This window comes from Spirosoma horti (assembly GCF_054776595.1).
In genome coordinates this window covers 598633-616713 of record NZ_BAAHBQ010000003.1, presented here as the reverse complement: position 1 = coordinate 616713, position 18081 = coordinate 598633, and the positions used below count along the sequence as shown (strand labels likewise).

Sequence of the window (18081 nt, the reverse complement as noted above, 5' to 3'; positions counted from 1 at the left end):
CGTCTCAAGCATCAAAACCTAATGGCCTAAACCCTGTTCCAATTCGATTGTCTAATCGGCCGTATACTACCTAAACAAAATGCACAAGCTCATCGCGTTGCTTCTCCTGGCGTTTTCGGCTGCGGCCCAGATGCCTGTTCCGGCCCTGATTCCAGCTCCGCAAACCCTCGAGCCCGGTACCGGGGCATTTGCTGTTACGGCCCAGACCCGGCTGGCCATTCTAACCCCGGTGGTCGATGTGCGCCGGATGGTTATGGAAAATCTGCCCGGTATTCCGGCATCGGATGCTTCTAAGGTGGCCAAAGCCATCACGGTTCGGCTGGCTCCGGTAACGGGTGTCGGGCCGGAAGGCTATGACCTGGTCGTCACACCAACGGGTATTACCCTAACGGCTCCTGAAGCAGCCGGTCTTTTTTATGGACTACAGACCCTGCGGCAGTTGATGCCGGTTGTCAAAACGGTTCGTGGGCAGTCGATTCCGGCGCTGCACATCCGCGACCAGCCCCGCTTCGGCTGGCGGGGACTCATGCTGGACGTGAGCCGCCACTTCTTCGACAAGCAGTTCGTGAAGCGGTATATCGACCAGATGGCGCAATACAAATTCAATGTTTTTCACTGGCACCTCACCGACGACCAGGGCTGGCGTATTCAGATCAATAGCCTGCCCAGGTTGACCGAAGTGGGGGCGTGGCGAGCCGCCAGAACGGGTGGCCGTTGGGGCGACATCGAAAATGCGCAACCGGGTGAAGTGCCGTCGTATGGTGGTTTCTATACGCAGGACGATATTCGCGAAGTTGTTCAGTATGCCCAAGATCGACACATCACGATTGTGCCGGAAATAGATATGCCGGGTCACATGATGGCTGCCATTGCGGCCTATCCGAATCTGACCTGTGGCAAAAAACAGGTGTTGGTACCAACCAATGGCAAGTTCTACAAGCTGGAAGATAACAACCTGAACCCTTGTAATGACAGTACGTACTTGTTCGTAGACAAGGTATTGACCGAAGTGGCGCAGTTGTTCCCCGGCCCTTATATTCATGTGGGGGGCGACGAAGCCTATAAGGGTTTCTGGGCTACTTGTGAGGAATGTAAGGCCACGATGGCTGCCAATAACCTTAAAACGGTCGAAGAACTGCAAAGCTATTTCATTGGACGGGTCGAGAAAATAGTCCAGTCGAAAGGGAAAAAGCTCATTGGCTGGGATGAGATTTTGGAGGGGGACGGCCCGACGGTTCGGTTGGCGCCCAATGCCACCGTGATGAGCTGGCGGAGTATGAAAGGGGGTATCGAAGCGGCCAAGCAGGGCCATCCGGTCATTATGACGCCGTCCCAATTTTGTTACCTGGACCTGTACCAGGGCGAGCCATCCGCCGAACCAAGTACTTACGGCATGGTCCGGCTCAGTACGGCCTATGCCTTTGAACCCGTTCCCGACAGCGTGCGGGCCGATCTGATTCTGGGTGGACAGGGTAATCTATGGACAGAGTCCATTCCCAACAGTCGCCATGCCGAATACATGACCTGGCCACGTGCCTTCGCCCTGGCCGAAGTCCTTTGGTCGCCTAAAAGCTCGCGCAACTGGCCGGATTTTATCAATCGGGTAGACGCTCATTTTAAACGGTTCGATGCGCAGGATGTGAACTACGCCCGTAGCGTGTATAACCCCATCGTTACACTGAAAAAGCTCCCGATGGGAATGATGGAAGTGATGCTGAGCCACGAACTCCCCGATACGTACCTCTATTATTCGACGGACAATACCGTTCCCGACGATCATTTTCCCCTCTACACCCAGCCTTTCCTGATGCCCAAAGGCGCCGATCGGGTAAAAGTAATCGCCTACCGAAGCGGAAAACCCATCGGAAAAATGGTGGAAGTGATGATGCCGGTCGCGGAGAAAAAAGTGCAGTAGTGGCGTGTTAGTCTGCTTTAATTATCGATAAATTTTCCTTTGTGGCTGCGAATAAAGTCAACTTGCACCTGGTTTAAACTGTCGGCTTGGGCAATCTCATAGAAGTCATTGTCAAATCGTTTAAATAGGTAGTCGGGATAGGATCTGGTACTCGCGATGGTTGTACTGTCCTGATTTTCAGTGGTTTTTTCGTTTTCTTTCTCGAAGACATCGTTTGCTCGCTGCGTCAAATCGGCTAACCTGTCTGCTCCGACAAGTTTCAGGGCGTTTGGTAAATACTTAGCATACTGGCTACCCGAATTAGAGTAAAATTGATTGTACCCACCGTTGTTCACCTCCGACTCCAGTATCCAGATCATGTAGATAGCCTGTCTTGATTTATTCCAGCCCAGTATGGTTTCATACTCTTCCTCCTCTGTGTAACTAGTTGGTAGTTTTTGAGTTAAGTTGTCAAAAACGACCTGCACTAGTTTTTCGTCGGATGTCGAATCAATAATTTGTTCCGTTAAAATTCTGTGAATAGGTCTATTTTTAAAGTCGTTAAGGAACTTACTTATCCGGGTATCTACGGTGTCTTTGATACTAACCTTCTCTTCTTTGTGCGGCTTTTCTGAACAGCCTAAAAGCGTACACATTGTCAGCAGTATTATCAATAATAAACTTGGTTTCATAGCTTTCTGTAGGTTGTTGTCTCAGTCGTATTCTTAAGCGATGCTTTCCAACAAGCGCTAATTACTTCTTTCCTCCTTTTATATACGGCTTTAGTGCCCCGACCAGTTTTCTATACCCTTCGGCGTTGGGGTGCAGGCCGTCCGAGAATAAGGACTCATCTATTTTGCCATTGGGCTGCAGGAAAACGAAACCAGGCTGCACAAAAGTGGCATTTGCTTCGGTTGTCATCTGGGCAATGGCTTCGTTGAGTGTGGCAACGCGGGTTTCACCCTCCCGTCGGGGTAATATGCCTACCATCAGAACCTCGGCAGTGGGCTGGCGGGACTTGATGGCCTGAATCAGGAACTTGAGCCCGGCTACGATTTCGGCATCGGTGTTCAATTGAATATTGTTCGTGCCAATCATCAGCACCACCTGATCGGCCTTGTAGCCGTCCAGCTCGCCGTGATAGACCCGCCACAGCACGTTCTCGACACGGTCCCAGCCATAGCCCATGTTTTGGGCGCCCAGCGGCTCCAGCGTGCTGTTCCAGGAGTCAGCGCTGTTGATACGCGCGCTTTTGGGTTCTCCACCCCAGAAATGCGTAATGGAGTTGCCCAGGAAGATGATCCGGGGTGGCTTCGCTTTTAGCCGGGCGAGCATGTCGCGGTGGCGAATTTCCCAGTCAAACGACCCGTCGCGGTATTGGGTGCGGGGCTTCATGGTCGACAGGTTGCCCACCGGCTCGTTCAGTATCGTTCGGATGCTTTTTTCGTAGGCATCAGCGTACTGCTGCATGCCCAGATCCGTCGGGTGTGTTCCGTCCACCATCGCATCCATGTCCAGGTCGATTTGCGATTTGGGCAGGAGGTAAATTCCGTTAATGCCTTCCGCTTTCAACTGCACAAAGGCCTGGTGCATCAGCGTGTTCACGTCGGTGTAATATTGCTGGCGAATGGGGCTGAGGCTGCCATCGGTATAACCCGCATGGTCGACCAGCAAAACGGGTACTGTCGGGCGTTTTTGGCGAAGCGTTTTCACGGATTCCAGAATCCGGCTTTTAATGTCTTCGGGTTTGATACCTACGGTGGCAATCAGATTGGGCAGGCAATCCAGTACGTAGAGGCTGGCATCGACTTGCGACACGAGGTCGACGACTTCCTTCTCGAGTCGGCCGTTGCCCGAAAAACCCAGGTTAATTAATGGTCGATCCAGTTTGCGGCCCAGAATCGACGTCCAGGCCATGCCGGGCCGGGAGGCACAGGCACCCTGCGCAATAGACGTACCATAAACCACTACCGGTTTGTCGGGCCGAATGGGCAAGGGCGTTAACGTCACACCTTTCGGAACGCCGATTTCGAGCCACTGAACGGAGTTGTATAAGGGTAAAAACAGACGGTATTCCCGGCCGCGTTTGTAGGAATCGTTTGGCTCGAGATTGGCAAACCGGTATTGAATTGTATCGCCAAATGTGTACTTTCCGGCGGCCCACAACCAGTCGCCATCGCTGTTTCCTGCATACAGATCGACCCCACTCACACCCGTAGCGGGCATGTGTGGCAGGGCCTGTTGCTTGTTACCCACCACATACCGCACAACTACCTGATCGGTGCTGGCTCGAAACCGAATCAGGAGCCCCGCCGAACTACGCGATAGATTCCAGACTTCTTTACGGACAGTTTTCTCTGCTACGGCTGGCAGACGGTCGTAGGGACTTTGTACATCGTTGCCGCTCCAGGCTTGTCCTTCAATAACGGGAAAATCGTTTTTGGCGGGGTTCCACCATACATATTCGACGGGTGTTTGGGCAAGGGTAACCAGACGGGTTGTAAAAGCCACGAGAAAGCAAAGCATCCGCGTTTTTTTCATGAATCGGCAGAGTAGGGCTAATGAATGGGTAAAGATAAGTGGCAACGGCAGGGCGCCAAGATACAGTTTTTGTAATTTTTTAGGCTGTATACCCACGCCCGCATTGGTTCACCCCTAGCCCTTACCACATGCTTAGCTGCTGGATGTAAGCAATCACGTTAACATCCGGTTGGTTTTTTGATTCGATACCGGCAGGACAAAAGATCACCTTTTTTCATTTCTATGCTTCCAGCTATGAAGGGTAACCACCCGTTTACCACCCCCACTCCCCTCCTGTTTTAGGAGGGGGCTCTGTAACGCGCTACCCTTGTTCTAGCCCCTTCTGTTTTAGGAGGGGCTTGGGGGCGGTCAGGGCATGCTGGCAATTGACTATTGCGATAGTAAAATGCCCGTCTTTTTTGGGTAATCCAGAATACAACTCATCGGCAAGGATGTACGGATCAACCCCTGAATACCAACCACTCACGAACAAAAACTTGGAAAATGAATCAGTCAATAGTCACATTTACAGACTCATTTATTCCTGCTAAATCTTTATGAATCAGAAAACATCACCCGCCTTCGTTGGCGCTTCGTGGCTTGCTCTTGGAATCGGTATGTTCGGCTATTTAATTGGCCTTTGGCGCTCAGACATGCTCTTGAACGAGAAGGGCTTTTATTTCACGGTCTTAATGTTCGGTATTTTCTCGGTAGTTTCCGTACAGAAAAGCGTGAGAGATCGCCTTGAAGGATTACCTGTAACCGATATTTACTACGGAATCTGCTGGTTTTCAACCATCCTGTCCATTATGCTGCTGACAATTGGCCTGTGGAACGCGACCCTGTTGCCGAGCGAAAAGGGATTCTACGCATTTGCCTTTTTGTTAGGGTTATTCGGGGCTATTGCCGTCCAGAAAAATACGCGGGATAATCAGGATATTCCAAAGAAAGAGCAATCGGAGGCTGGGCGAGAGTCGTAACCAGCCTGGTCCGATCAAATTCGATAGGTTTATCCAGCGCTAGGCAGGCGAAGGAAGCTTGCTCTGGTACTCGGTGGGTAGAACGCCGAACTGATCCCGGAAACATTTGGCAAAATAAGACAGCGAGTTAAAGCCAACAGCATACGCTATTTCGGATACATTACCCGACCGGCCATCGAGGAGCTGGGCCGCTCGCTTCAGGCGCATGATCCGAATGAAATCGCCCGAGGCCAGTCCGGTCAGGGCCATTAGCTTGCGGTGTAGTTGCATTCGGCTTAAGCCCACTTCCCGCCCGAACTGCTCGACACTGAATTCGGAATTGCTTAAGTTGGCTTCTACGATTGTCATAACCCGCGTCATGAACTTCTCATCGGCCGAGGTCACGGTAATCTCGTTGGGTTGGATGCGGATTTCCCGGCTGAATCGTTCGTGCAGTTTCCGGCGATTCATGATCAGGTTCTGTGCCCGGATCAGTAGCTCTCGCGAATCGAACGGTTTGGTCAGGTAGTCATCAGCTCCCGTTTCGAGACCGGTTAGGCGCTTGTCCTGCGCCGATAGGGCCGTCAGTAGAATAAAGGGAATATGACTGGTACATTCAGTTGCCTTGATTTGCTGGCAAAGCGCAATGCCATCCATATCCGGCATCATCCAGTCACTAATGATCAGGTCGGGTAAGTGCGTTTGTGCCATGTTTAACCCTTCGCGGCCGTTTTGACTGACCACTACCCGATACTGAGTCTCCATCAGATTGCGGATAAATGTCTGCACATCCTTGTTGTCTTCAACAATCAACAACAATGGCCGTTCATCGTTGGCTTTGTTCAGGGGTGATCGTTCAGGAGCAGGTTCGGACGATAGGGTCGACACGATTTGTTCTGACGGAAGGCGGGCGGGTACGACTGGGCTGGCCGTCTCTTCTGCTAACGCGGCCAAAGGAAGTAGCACAACGAACCGGGCACCCGAACCGGCTTTGTTCTCGACCTGAATACGTCCCTGATGCAGGTCAATTATTTCTTTGACCAGAGACAAACCAACGCCCGTTCCGGGTTGCCGGTCTACCTGCGACGCAGGGCCCTGATAGAACCGCTCGAATATCCGCTCGGTCTGGTCTGGCGCAATACCGATACCGCTGTCGTCGACCACGATCTGGACAAAAGCAGCCTCATTGCGCATAACCGGCCCGGCATATACCGTGATCTCACCACCATCGGGCGTAAACTTAAAGGCATTGGCCAACAGATTCGTGATTACCTTTTCGACTAGATCGGCATCGTAACGAACCGGCAGTTGCTCGGGCGACAGCTGCACCGACAGGCGCATGTGGCGTTGTTCGGCCAGTGACGAGAACAGGGAGACAACCACGTTCAGCAGTGGTCGTATGTCGTTGGTTTGTAGCCGTACGTCCAGCCGACCCGATTCAAGTTTCGACAAATCAAGCAGTTGATTAATCAGGTGCAGTAATCGCTGTGCATTCCGGTACATAACACTCACTTCCGGCTGGCGGATAGTGGTTTCCGGCGTTTCTGTCAGTAGATGGAGTTTTTCGCTCAATGTGCCAATAATGAGCGTCAGGGGCGTTCTGAACTCATGGGTCACATTGGTAAAGAACCGGGATTTTGCGGCATCTAATTCCTGCAATTGACCAGCCTGGGCCGTTAGTCGGGTGGCCTGGCTTTCCAGCAAATGCGTTTGGATTTCCAACTGCTCATTTTTTTGGGCAACTACCTTACTTTGATTCAGCAGGACCTGATCGTTTCGGATCTTTAGGCGCTGCCGACTCATGATCAATCCCGCGATAATCAGGGCCGCCAGCAGACCGACGCCCAGCGCGTTACGCCACAGTCGGGACACTTCCTGCTCTTTCTTTAAGAGTTCGATTTCGGCCTGCTTCTTTTCGGATTCATAGTCGGCCTGAACCCTGGCTATCTTTTTCGCGCTCTCTCCGTTGAAGATAGAATCTTTAAGCGCAATCCATTTCGACTGGAAGGTATAGGCGTTGGCAAAGTCGCCGGTTTGGGCATGGGCCGTTGCCAGATCTTTGTACACCTGCAGCCGACCGTCCGGTTTGGCGAGTTGTTCGACCAGCGTACGGGCTCTGTCAAAAAAAGAAAAACTGTCCTTCGCCCGTCCTGTCGCCAGTCGGATCTCCCCCAAACCGATCAAACTCGACACGATACTGGCGGTGTAGTTAAACTGGGTTCCCGTTTTTAACGCCCGCTGGATGAACTGTTCAGCCCGGTCGTACTGCTGCATTCGGGAGTAGGTATCCCCCAGATTATTGTCACAGATTACCAGGCCTTTCGGCTCATTCAACGTGGCAAAGCGCGCCCTGGCCTGGTTTAAGTACGTAATGGCTTTAGGATAATCTTTCTTGAGTTGGTAGATCAGGCCGATATTTTGCAGTGTACCCGCCTGATTGCGGGGGTCGATGCCCGCACTTGTACGGAGCGACCGCCAATAATAATACAGCGCCTGGTCGTATTTTTCCTGGTACTTGAAGACGATGCCGATGTTGTTATAATTCTGGGCGACAGCCGCCTGATCACCGATTTTTTCGTTGACGCTGAGGCTTTTGAAATAGTAGGTTATTGCCTGCGGAAAATCGCCTAAGCCCCGTGCGCTTACCCCCAAATGACTGTAGACCGAAGCAATGCCATTTTGATCGTTCAATGCCTCAAAATAGGGTAGAGCCTTCTTCGACAAGTCGATCGCCAACTGATAGGCTCCCTGTGACCATTGGTAAACGCTTAAGCTGAGGTAACTCCGGCCAATGCCCCGCTGGTAGTTGAGCTGCTGGGAAAGCTGTAGCGCCTGTTCAGCATAGGACTTCGCTTTTTTGGGGTCGTTGCTATAAAATAAACCAACGGCTTTATTCAATAAAATAACCCGATTGGTGTCGGCCAGGCTACGTTTAAGGAGCGTTTCCAGACTGTCGCGCTTGCTCTGCTGCGCCCCTGCCGGGAAGGGCACGGCCACTATAAAAACGACAAGAAATACCAGGAAGAAAAGCTGTTTCATACAGGAAGGTCAATGAGTCGGAAAGATATACGCAGACAGAATACGTATCGTAAAGTAGTTAGGCACCGGTAAGAAACTGGACCTGTTTTGTTTCATTTCTTACTTCCGGGTAAGTTAATTACTAAATCAATGGAACAGAAACCCAAAAATGGGTTTCTGTTTCGGTTATGCTGATATCCTGTCCACTCAGGTAGCCATACAGGGATTTCAGGCTTGCCAGTCCCTGCTTATTCGACGTTTCGACAAATTCTTTTTTCTGCAGATTATTCCAGACAACCAGATTCGAATTTTCGGTATAAATCCGAATCTGCAGCGGACTCTCGTCATCAATAATGTTGTGCTTGATGCTGTTTTCCAGTAAGTTCTGGATCGTTACAGGAACAATCTGCCAGGTCAGGTACGCTGGATCAACATTGATCTCGATCAGGAGCCCATCACCAAAGCGGGCCTTTTGCAGGTCGATATACGTCTGGGCAAAGGTTAATTCATCCTGAAGACTGACCAGTTCTTTGTCTTTATTCTGCAGAATATACCGGTAGATAGCCGATAGTTTCCGCAGAAATACTGATGCCTCTTTTGGCTTGATCAGAATCAGGCTATTGAGCGAGGTCAGGCTGTTAAACAGAAAATGCGGGTTCAGGTGATTGATCAGATTCTGGTACTGAATCTGGGCTTTGTCGCGTTCCAGCCGGGTCGTTTGCATCTGAAAATGGTGGAGCCGGGCCGTTTGCTGAACGCGATAGCGATAAACCAGGTATGTCAGCGCCAAGATCAGAAAAAGCAATCCGGCCCGAAACCAGCGGGTGTTGTAGAAGGCCGAATTGACATGAATCGTCAGTCTGGTTTCGGCCGTTTCTGTTTTACCCGCCATCGCCTTCACCCTGAACGTATAATCGCCCCCCGGAATTTTGGTGTAATTGGCAATGGTTCGGGTGTCGGCCTTCACCCAATGGTCATCATAGCCGTCTAACGTGTAGCTGTATACGTATGTTTGTTGGGCTCGGTTCAAAACGGAGTAGCTTATGCTGAAGTTGTTTTCACTAGCCCGCAACATAACCGTCGGGTTGCGCCCATGAATAGGAATGGCCGTATCGGGTAGGGTAAGGGCACTGATCAGGACGCTGGTGGGTGTCGACTGGCTGTTGATTCGCCGGGGCATAAATTCGACCACGTAATTTTTCAGGGTGGTGAGGATGTTGCCGTTTCGGAGGGGGAACATGTAATTGACGTAGCCAATGGTAGATTCGTTGAGGGATAACGTGATGTTGTGGACAGATGATTGCGCCGGATTGATAATTGAAAACTTGTTGAAGGAGCCCATCCAGATATCCCCGTAAGCATCGGCGAAGGCGGATTTGCACTCGTTCGAACACAGGCCGTCCTGCTCGGTCCAGGTGCGGAAGCTAGCCCGGGCAGGGTCAAATTCAACTAATCCGCTCCCGGATACGGGCAGCCATAATCGGTTTTTGGCATCGGTACTAAACGCAAAATGATCGGTAAAGCCCGTTGTACGTATCTGACGCGCGTACATCCTAAACCGCTGTTGCCTGGCCGAGAACCAGATAAATCCTTTCCCGTCGAGGTCAGCCCAAAGGGTTCCGTTTTTATCGAAACTCGCGGAGCAGACCCTGATTTTGGCCTTTCCCGTTTCAACGGGGAGGTCGTAGGTACGCCACTGCCCCGACGGCAGGTGATACCGGAAGATAGCATCACTGGTGCCAAACAGCCACAACCAGTCGCCCTGGCGAACGAGGGTGCTAAAGTCTCGAACATGCGTACGAACGAGGGGCGGCAGGGGAAAAGGAGAAAACGTTCGGGTTCGCTTGTTGAAAATGACCAGTGATTTTGTTCGGCAAATGATCAGCTCATCCATCGTACGGCCTGCCACCATCATCGGTAAGCCGAACCGATACTGATTCGGCTCCGAGAGGGGTAGGGGGTGGGTAGTCAACCGGCTGGTAAGGGGAGCGTAATTAAACAGGTCGTTATCGGCTGATAGCAGCCACCAGCTCCCATTATCGTCTTCCAGAAATGAAGTTAAGCCCAATCCATTGGCTAAGTCCGGGTGCTGTCGGGCCAGATTGTGAATCTGGTAAAACGTCTTTCCCGGATTGGTATACGACAGGCCACTGACGGTGCCGAACCAGATCGTACCATCGCTTTGCTGCCAGCCAGCCCAGAAAAAGTCGCTGGCTATGGATGTTTTCTGGGCCACATCGTGAAAAAATTCCTGAGGCTTATAGTGGTTCGCATCCACATAAAACATGGTGTATGTCCAGGAACTGACCCACAGATTATGGCTTCGGTCAACCACAACCGTACCGAGCGGAAATGCAGATCGGCCCGTTCGGCTGGCCAGCGCAATGCGGTTGGTTAGTTTCTTTTCCGTCAGATCATACACCAGAATACGCTCGTCCGTATTATCGGAAAAGATTAGTCGACCCGTACCGTCCAGCGCTAAGGCCGAGGTATGGTGATGGGCAAAAATGGGGAGTTGATCGGGGTTGTTGCGGTGGTTGAGAAACCGTCCCGATTTGATATCCAGGTAATTGAGGCCATCTTTTTCTGACGTCAGCCAGAGGCCGTTGCTGTGTGGGTCTTCCAGTAGCCCGTTTTTGGTAATGGCGTTGCTGGAGATGGAGGCTGGATTGGCGGGATTATGGCTGAATGAGGTAAACTGATTGGTACGGGCGTCTAACAAAAATAGTCCCCTATTGGCACTGGAAAACCAAATGCCGCCCTGGCGATCACACAGAATCGTCAGGCATTGGCCCAGGGCTTTACCATTCACGGTCTTATGATTATAAAACTGCCCCGTTTGGCTGTCATACCGGCTGATACCATCGTCTGTAGCCACCCATATTGACCCGGTTTTATCCTGACATAGGGCATGAACGATGTTGTTGCCCAGGCTTGTCGGGCGTTGCCGGTCGGTTTTAAAAACGGTAAAATGAGTGCCGTCATACCGATTTAAACCGCCATAGGTACCGATCCAGAGGTAACCATCGCGGTCCTGCATGAGGCAGTTGACAACGTTATACGATAGTCCCTGCGCTTCCTGAATGTGCTGAAATTCGACCGCAAGATTCGCGGGCTGCGCGACCAGCCAACGGGCTTCCAGCATCAGCCAACTGCATAAAATGAACCACCGGAGGAGTGAAGCTGTGCTCATTTCTCCAGCCATTTCTTAAACGAGGGGGCTTTGTCGCGGCTAATGTCGATGATAAACTGGTGATTGGGTGCTTTCAGTACCAGTTGCAGTTTAAGATTGGCCAATCCCTTCACACTCTGAACCGAGTTGATGTTAATGATGCAATGACGGCTCGCCCGGTAAAACTGGTCGGGGTTGAGCATCGACTCGATCTGGTCGAGCGTGTCATAATCCAGAATGTACCGTTCGCTCGTGTTGGTTACCATGAAATTTAGTTCGTCCCGCATGATGTAGGCGATATCTGCAATCCGAACGGGTACCCAGCTATTACGGGCATTTCCCAGGAAGTGTTCTTTATAGGTTGGCTTGAGCGCTGTCGGCGACATGTTGAGCGCAGCCATGAGTTTCTGTACGTCGATGTCTATTTTGCCGGGCTGTTTGGCCAGGGAGCGGGCCTTCGCAATGGCCTGCCGAAGTTCATCCCAGTCAACGGGTTTTAGCAGGTAGTCGATGCCATTGACCTTAAAAGCCTGAATGGCATATTCATTGTATGCCGTGGTGAAGATGATGGGACACGTCAGGCGAAACTTGTCGAAAATAGTAAAGCTAATGCCATCGGCCAGTTGAATATCAGCGAAGATCAAATCGGGTTCGGCGTTTTCGGCAAACCACCGCAGGGCGGTTTTGACGCTGCCTACCGTACCAACAATGGTAATGGCCGGATCCACTTCAGCGATACTCGCCGTAAGTTCCAGCGCAACTAATTTTTCATCTTCAATGATCAGAGCGTTCATGGCAAGAGTTTTAGGCCGGGTAATCTAGCCCAAATCTTTCATTTTCAGTAATCTGTTCCAAGTTTTCGGCATTGAACCGTAGGCAGCAAGACCTGAATGACGCAAATGGAGAAACGAATGGTAAAGCCGACCACCAAAGCGGGTAGGTAACATTTTTACACGGTTGATGGGTGAAAACCAACGACTCGTGCTAGAAAAATTGGCGATAGAGGCATTTTTCCGGTTATTTACTTCATACCGATATCGCACTTTACTTTGTTAACAAGCGCTCTATGACAAATCAGCAACTCACACTCGTAAAACATAGCTGGACGCTCCTGCGGGAGGTAGATCCCGCCATACTGGGCGACGTCTTTTATGGGCGTCTGTTTTTTAAATATCCTAACCTGCGCCCCATGTTTACGGGGCCGATGGATAGACAGTATCAAAAGTTTATGGATATGCTCAGCATTCTCGTTGCCCGTCTGGACCGTCCGCAGGCGGTGGAGCAGGAAATTAAGCAGCTGGGTCAAAGTCATGTACAATATGGTGTAAAGCCCGAACATTATGAGCCCGTGAAAGAGGCCCTGCTCTGGACGCTGGAGCGTGGCCTTGGCAACGACTGGAGCGACGACGTGCGACAGGGTTGGATTGCCTGTTATGATAAGCTCACGCAGGCGATGCTCCGCCCCGAAAACAACTAATGCTGAATTAACGACGATTCAACGACCGAACCCGTGCCATTCGTCGTGAAATGTTTGATAAACGGAATTCAGATCAGCCACATTTACAGCACAATCGTAAATAAACCGCCGAGATTATCAATCAGGCAGGCTTTTCTCAAATCCTTTATACCACAAACACGACAATCCATGGACGATATTTCGTTTACCCCTGTCTCTTCGTCTTTAAAAGCTGAAATCGGAAAACTGGTTCGCCAAGGCGGGCCAGACGTTAAGGACTACCAGCAGGTCGATAACCTAATGATCCGCCTGAGTAACCAGGTCCGGGCCGGGCTGATGACCGATGATGAACTGGCCAGCATTCGTACCGAATTCGGCTCGACCTTGTCGAACCGGACGATGCAGGGATTTATGCTCAATAAGCCCCACGGTTATGCTGGCGACTATGAAATTATTGAGCGGATGTATACCTGGCACCTTAGCCCCGACCAGCAATACACAAAGTGGGATTTGTTCCTGCAAAATCATGCAGCCTGTCGGGCCGTGCGAAATCGCAAAACCTATTTTAAAGAGGTCGTCAGCGCCTACATGAAACGCCACAACCGGACCGAGATTCGGATGCTGAACCTGGCTAGTGGCCCCTGCACCGAATTAGCCGAATTTATCGCCGAAAATCCGTCGTACCGAATCCGTACAGATTGTGTGGATTTAGATAGCAACGCCATTGCGTATGCCAGACAGAAATTTACACAGCCTGCCGCCGATGTCCGCTTCATTCAGAAAAATGTCTTCCGGTTTATGCCCGATCAACAGTACGATATTATCTGGTCGGCGGGGCTGTTCGATTATTTCAACGACCGTCAGTTCGTCCAACTGATTCGCCGGTTTACTTCGCATCTGGCTGTGAATGGCGAACTGATCATTGGAAACTTTACGGATAATCATCCATCCCAATCGTATATGGATCTGGTGGCCTGGCCGCTCAACTACCGCAACCCGGCTCACTTAATAGGTCTGGGCGAGCAAGCCGTCAGTGCGGGCTATTCGGTGCGCGTGGGTCAGGAACCCGAAAAAGTCAATCTATTCCTGCATATCGAGCGCGGACCAAACAGCTTGTAAGCTCCTTATTCGTTCCTTCCTTTTTTTTGTCCAGTTAACCACTTCTCTTATTTATGACTGACGGAGCGACGCTCTCCGTCAGTCACCTCCTGGCATGACTACCGACCAAAAACAACTCATCAAAGCAACCGTACCGGTTCTGAAAGAAAACGGCCTGTTGCTGACCACCCATTTTTACCAGCGTGTTTTTTCGCACAATCCCGAGTTTAAGAACACCTTCAACATGGGCAACCAGCAAAATGGCCACCAGCCCAAAGCGCTGGCCACGGCTGTACTGGCCTACGCGGAAAATATTGACGATCCGTCCGTTTTATTGTCTGCCCTGAACCGTATCGCCGGCAAGCATACCAGCCTGGACATTCGGCCCGAGCATTACAATCTTATCGGTCGCCATTTGATTGCCTCCATTGGCGAAGTGCTGGGCACGGCTGCCACCCCGGCGCTGCTGGGTGCCTGGGAGGCTGCCTATGGGCAGTTGGCCAGCCTACTGATCAGCATCGAAGCTAAGTTATACGCAACGCAGCTAACAAAACCGGGCGGCTGGACCGGCTGGCGGCCCTTTCTGGTCACTATGAAACGGAACGAATCGAGTGAGGTGGCTTCGTTTCATCTGTATCCGGCTGATGGCGGGTCCGTAGCCGATCATGGTCCTGGTCAATACCTCAGCATTCGCTTGTTTATGCCCCAGTTGAATTTATTACAGTCTCGCCAGTTTACAATTACCAACGCCCCAAACGGGCAGTATTACGGCATAACGGTCAAACGGGTAGCTGGCAAAGACGGTAGTCTGAATGGACAGATTAACAACCGGCTACTGGATGTTATTCAGGAAGGAGATCGTCTTGATGTGAGTATATCCGGCGGGGTTTGTCCAATGGCTGCACCGGCCGAGAAACTTACACGGCCCGCCCACACGAGTGGCTGCCCTATGCACCAGACGGCCTAACGGGAGCGGGTTGCTTTCGTCAATGAGCCCGTCCCGATTCGCTTTTGCCTGGTAGCAGCTGCCCGGTTTTTATAACAGAAAATAGAGATTATGCCTTTTTTAGGGCTTTAAGGCTAATATATCGTTAATTGTTACAGCCGTGCTGTAGAATGTTACGAGCCTGTTAACCCCTGCACATCGCTTCCCCGTACGTTTGTATCATCCTTACCAAACGATGATCATGGAAAAGCGAAATGTATGCCGAACCGCCACAATCCTATGTGCGCTTTTTGCCGTTGCCATTAGTGTTCGAGTGGATATGATTACCTGGCAGTGGCAGGAAGACAAGCCGATGGGTGCAGCCCTGGGCATGCTCAGTGTTATTTTTGCCTCGCAATGGATCCACTATCAGAAGCGAATCGATTCGGCTGCGTCGCAATCCCGTTTCACACATTGGTTACGGCGCTTATTGTCATAGATGGCTTTTGTTGCCAGACTCAATCAAGTAGCCAGCCTGATCAACAACCATTTTTTTACCGATTATCCACATGACCCATGACTGACATCGCTTATACGGTTGACCTGGATAGAGAGGCAAATAAAGATTCGTGCGTTACCTGCGCTCACTTTGAATCGTATCTGGACCGCTACCAGACGTTACTCGATCCGTGGGACTACGGGGTTTGCCTCAATGCCGACATTGTCGATAAATCCTTACGGTTTGGTATTCGCATGATTTGTTCGCTTCATGAGCAGAAGTCGGCTTTGGTCAAGTCATGAGCGTTGCCTGCTATCAGGCTTGCTTTTGATCAATGAGAGTAGGCAATTACCGGCTTGGCCTCTTTACGTATATATTCACCCGTTACCCTGTTTGGCAGTTACGGCTGGCATTCAATCATAAATGGTCCCTCTGGTAACCTCTAGATTCATTGTCTCGTTTACGGCCTTACTGTTTGTTATGAATGAAGCCCACGAGCTGGTCCATACAAGTATCGGGCGAATTCTGTGCGGTTGCTGGGGAAAGCGGGATTTCAACGCATGGGGGCTATGTGAAGGATGTATCGAGCAACATCCCTATGCGTTGGCGGCAACATTTGCGGGACCCGTGTTTACGTTCAGCATGATTTGGGCAGGTGCCCGGCTATTAAGCGAAAAAAGAACAGAACGACAGAAGGCAATGGGGTACGCCCTTATCTTCAGTAATATGCCTTTCGCCCGGCTTTTTCAACCCTTGATGGGGGGCGGTGACGAAACCTGGGCACTGACCAAACTGCTCCATAATCATACACTGGCGCAGGGTATTAGTTTTTCGGTTATCTTACTGATTACCATTTACCCGCTGCTGAAAGCGTATCAGGTAATCGAACATAAACAGAAGACTGCGTACTTTATCTCGTTCTTTCTGTTGCCGGTGCTCGTTGATCACGTAGTTCTTTTAGGTGTGATGAATGGTTTATTAGCCCGGGGAGTCTTGGCAACCGACTGGATACTGGGCTCGCCCCGGCTCGTAACGGTCTGGACAGTGTCGATGGTAGTAGTATTCCTGAGCACCTGGAAGTACATCGGGACGCTAGCCTGCCGACGAATCTAAGTTGTGGCAGGCTAGCGCACCGCCAAAAAATGGTTTTCCATAAAACGGTTCATGGTTAATTACTTACCATTGAGCGGCTAAATACTTACGACTGGTCGTAACATTTTTGAGGAGCAGAGCCGGTTGTCCCACCTTCATGGCAGCAAATGTTTTTCAAGTAATAATGGTGCACGGCACGAACGGGATATTCTCCTCACTCTTTTTTCAATTGCGCACTATGGCGACTCTAGCCAGCTTGCTTGGCTTGCTTGGCTGCAAAACGGTTAAGCAAAAAACGGAGACTGGTCACCTGGCCAGCGGCCCGTTCGAAATTCGCTGGGAAGTCGCGTATACAGCCTCCCGCGCCTGGTATAATCTGGGCAGTAGGCCTGGTGGGCAAGATGCTACGTCTTATTTTCAGGTCAGCTACCACGGCAAACCTGTGGAGGTGCCAGCCAGGAATGGAACGACAACGTCTTATTTCTGGCAGGCATTATTTCTAAAAGATGCCCCTAAACCGGCTGTATTGATCGGAACCCACCAAATGTACCTGATTACGGAGGTTGATGGGCAGGCCAGCGTAAAACTTCTGGACGCCGAGGAAGGCGATTTTGGTAAATACCAATGGTTGGATAGTGAAAAAGGCCAACCGGGAGCACAGCATAAAATTTACCAGATCGATAATTCGAAGGCTTCCCGGTTTTTGTCGGGTGGCCGTTACCTGATGGTCAATACCCGAACGTTGCTGGATACGCAATTACTAACTACTTATCGAATTGATAACAATAGTAGTGCCCTGGTTCAGCAATTAGACGGCTATAATGCGTTTCAATCGGAGGTGGTATACCTGTCGCCGGGAAAAACGCAGCTCGTGCTGATCGGGTATCGCCGAAATCCGCAAACGAACGTCTCAGAATACGCGCTGGTATGTATCGATTTTCGTCGAAATAAGACCTATGCCGTACCATTTGACCGGACGGCTACCCGTTTTTTCTCCATTTGGGATGCTACGCCAGCCTGGGTTTCCACCTATTTCGACTGGACAGTTACGCCGGAAGGTAAGGAAACCATGAACTTGCATCCGTTTGATCGACTCCCTTACTGGCAAGGCAGGCTTGAGCTTCACGCAAACACGGATCAGCCCGCCCAGTATCAGCTACGACCCGTTCTGCCGGGTATGATCGCCCATTTTATGGACTGTGTCCGGCACCAATACCCCACAATTACGAAGGTGGAAACCAGAGAAACCAGCGAACAGATCATTACCGATTTCTCGCTTGATGAAAAGCAGATAACCCTGTATTTCAACAAAAGGGATAAAACGCTCACCCTGCTCCATGCGGACAAAGGGCTGATTAAAACCCTTGGTGATCGATTCGAGCAGGAGTTAGCAAAAGGTAATTTCCAACAGGAGTTTGGCCGGTTCGACTTTGACTAGAGCCGTGAGA

Annotated in this window: 14 protein-coding genes; 9 read left to right on the top strand and 5 right to left on the bottom strand. The window is 50.8% G+C overall.

Going from position 1 to position 18081, the window contains the following annotated elements; all coding sequences use genetic code 11:
• Window positions 1-79 precede the first annotated feature (79 nt).
• Window positions 80-1915 (top strand): beta-N-acetylhexosaminidase, encoded by a 1836-nt coding sequence (locus tag ACYVAM_RS10350; protein ID WP_461066576.1) that lies wholly within the window; start codon window positions 80-82, stop codon window positions 1913-1915.
• Window positions 1916-1932: 17 nt separating this feature from the next.
• On the opposite strand, the gene ACYVAM_RS10345 is transcribed toward ACYVAM_RS10350, so the two are convergent.
• Together ACYVAM_RS10345 and ACYVAM_RS10340 are read right to left on the bottom strand one after the other, a co-directional pair.
• Entirely contained in the window at window positions 1933-2586 is a 654-nt protein-coding gene (locus ACYVAM_RS10345; protein ID WP_461066574.1) for a DMP19 family protein, read from the bottom strand.
• Between the two features lie 61 nt (window positions 2587-2647).
• Complete coding sequence (locus tag ACYVAM_RS10340; protein WP_461066572.1) at window positions 2648-4435, bottom strand: SGNH/GDSL hydrolase family protein; 1788 nt, start codon at window positions 4433-4435, stop codon at window positions 2648-2650.
• A 536-nt stretch (window positions 4436-4971) separates the two neighbouring features.
• On the opposite strand from ACYVAM_RS10340, the gene yiaA reads away from it, so the two are divergent.
• Window positions 4972-5394: an inner membrane protein YiaA gene (yiaA, locus tag ACYVAM_RS10335; protein WP_461066570.1), complete on the top strand. Its 423-nt coding sequence runs from the start codon at window positions 4972-4974 to the stop codon at window positions 5392-5394.
• Between the two features lie 39 nt (window positions 5395-5433).
• Here yiaA and ACYVAM_RS10330 read toward each other — a convergent pair whose 3' ends face one another.
• The 3 genes from ACYVAM_RS10330 to ACYVAM_RS10320 all read right to left on the bottom strand — a co-directional run bounded on the left by ACYVAM_RS10330 (window position 5434) and on the right by ACYVAM_RS10320 (window position 12357).
• Window positions 5434-8412, bottom strand: a complete 2979-nt coding sequence (locus ACYVAM_RS10330) for a tetratricopeptide repeat protein (protein WP_461066568.1) — start codon at window positions 8410-8412, stop codon at window positions 5434-5436.
• Window positions 8413-8533: 121 nt separating this feature from the next.
• Window positions 8534-11596, bottom strand: a complete 3063-nt coding sequence (locus ACYVAM_RS10325) for a ligand-binding sensor domain-containing protein (RefSeq protein ID WP_461066566.1) — start codon at window positions 11594-11596, stop codon at window positions 8534-8536.
• A complete protein-coding gene (locus ACYVAM_RS10320) occupies window positions 11581-12357 on the bottom strand; it encodes a LytR/AlgR family response regulator transcription factor (RefSeq protein WP_461066564.1) in 777 nt (258 codons plus the stop codon). The genes ACYVAM_RS10325 and ACYVAM_RS10320 overlap by 16 nt, the downstream gene beginning before the upstream one ends.
• A 272-nt stretch (window positions 12358-12629) precedes the next feature.
• Between ACYVAM_RS10320 and ACYVAM_RS10315 the strand changes: the two genes are divergently transcribed.
• The 7 genes from ACYVAM_RS10315 to ACYVAM_RS10285 all read left to right on the top strand — a co-directional run bounded on the left by ACYVAM_RS10315 (window position 12630) and on the right by ACYVAM_RS10285 (window position 18071).
• Window positions 12630-13040: a globin domain-containing protein gene (locus ACYVAM_RS10315; RefSeq protein ID WP_461066562.1), complete on the top strand. Its 411-nt coding sequence runs from the start codon at window positions 12630-12632 to the stop codon at window positions 13038-13040.
• Between the two features lie 168 nt (window positions 13041-13208).
• Window positions 13209-14138, top strand: a complete 930-nt coding sequence (locus tag ACYVAM_RS10310; protein ID WP_461066560.1) for a class I SAM-dependent methyltransferase — start codon at window positions 13209-13211, stop codon at window positions 14136-14138.
• Between the two features lie 94 nt (window positions 14139-14232).
• Window positions 14233-15084: a globin domain-containing protein gene (locus ACYVAM_RS10305; RefSeq protein WP_461066558.1), complete on the top strand. Its 852-nt coding sequence runs from the start codon at window positions 14233-14235 to the stop codon at window positions 15082-15084.
• Between the two features lie 220 nt (window positions 15085-15304).
• Window positions 15305-15541: a hypothetical protein gene (locus tag ACYVAM_RS10300; protein WP_461066556.1), complete on the top strand. Its 237-nt coding sequence runs from the start codon at window positions 15305-15307 to the stop codon at window positions 15539-15541.
• 77 nt (window positions 15542-15618) lie between these two features.
• Window positions 15619-15843 (top strand): hypothetical protein, encoded by a 225-nt coding sequence (locus tag ACYVAM_RS10295; protein WP_461066554.1) that lies wholly within the window; start codon window positions 15619-15621, stop codon window positions 15841-15843.
• Between the two features lie 178 nt (window positions 15844-16021).
• A complete protein-coding gene (locus tag ACYVAM_RS10290) occupies window positions 16022-16654 on the top strand; it encodes a hypothetical protein (protein ID WP_461066553.1) in 633 nt (210 codons plus the stop codon).
• Window positions 16655-16871: 217 nt separating this feature from the next.
• Complete coding sequence (locus tag ACYVAM_RS10285; RefSeq protein WP_461066552.1) at window positions 16872-18071, top strand: hypothetical protein; 1200 nt, start codon at window positions 16872-16874, stop codon at window positions 18069-18071.
• Window positions 18072-18081 lie beyond the last annotated feature (10 nt).

Coding starts and splice junctions, on each gene's coding strand:
- ACYVAM_RS10290 (WP_461066553.1), top strand. CDS start 16,022: ATGAATGAAGCCCACGAGCTGGTCCATACAAGTATCGGGCGAATTCTG.
- ACYVAM_RS10315 (WP_461066562.1), top strand. CDS start 12,630: ATGACAAATCAGCAACTCACACTCGTAAAACATAGCTGGACGCTCCTG.
- ACYVAM_RS10345 (WP_461066574.1), bottom strand. CDS start 2,586: ATGAAACCAAGTTTATTATTGATAATACTGCTGACAATGTGTACGCTT.
- ACYVAM_RS10285 (WP_461066552.1), top strand. CDS start 16,872: ATGGCGACTCTAGCCAGCTTGCTTGGCTTGCTTGGCTGCAAAACGGTT.
- yiaA (WP_461066570.1), top strand. CDS start 4,972: ATGAATCAGAAAACATCACCCGCCTTCGTTGGCGCTTCGTGGCTTGCT.
- ACYVAM_RS10320 (WP_461066564.1), bottom strand. CDS start 12,357: ATGAACGCTCTGATCATTGAAGATGAAAAATTAGTTGCGCTGGAACTT.
- ACYVAM_RS10300 (WP_461066556.1), top strand. CDS start 15,305: ATGGAAAAGCGAAATGTATGCCGAACCGCCACAATCCTATGTGCGCTT.
- ACYVAM_RS10350 (WP_461066576.1), top strand. CDS start 80: ATGCACAAGCTCATCGCGTTGCTTCTCCTGGCGTTTTCGGCTGCGGCC.
- ACYVAM_RS10310 (WP_461066560.1), top strand. CDS start 13,209: ATGGACGATATTTCGTTTACCCCTGTCTCTTCGTCTTTAAAAGCTGAA.
- ACYVAM_RS10305 (WP_461066558.1), top strand. CDS start 14,233: ATGACTACCGACCAAAAACAACTCATCAAAGCAACCGTACCGGTTCTG.
- ACYVAM_RS10325 (WP_461066566.1), bottom strand. CDS start 11,596: ATGGCTGGAGAAATGAGCACAGCTTCACTCCTCCGGTGGTTCATTTTA.
- ACYVAM_RS10340 (WP_461066572.1), bottom strand. CDS start 4,435: ATGAAAAAAACGCGGATGCTTTGCTTTCTCGTGGCTTTTACAACCCGT.
- ACYVAM_RS10330 (WP_461066568.1), bottom strand. CDS start 8,412: ATGAAACAGCTTTTCTTCCTGGTATTTCTTGTCGTTTTTATAGTGGCC.
- ACYVAM_RS10295 (WP_461066554.1), top strand. CDS start 15,619: ATGACTGACATCGCTTATACGGTTGACCTGGATAGAGAGGCAAATAAA.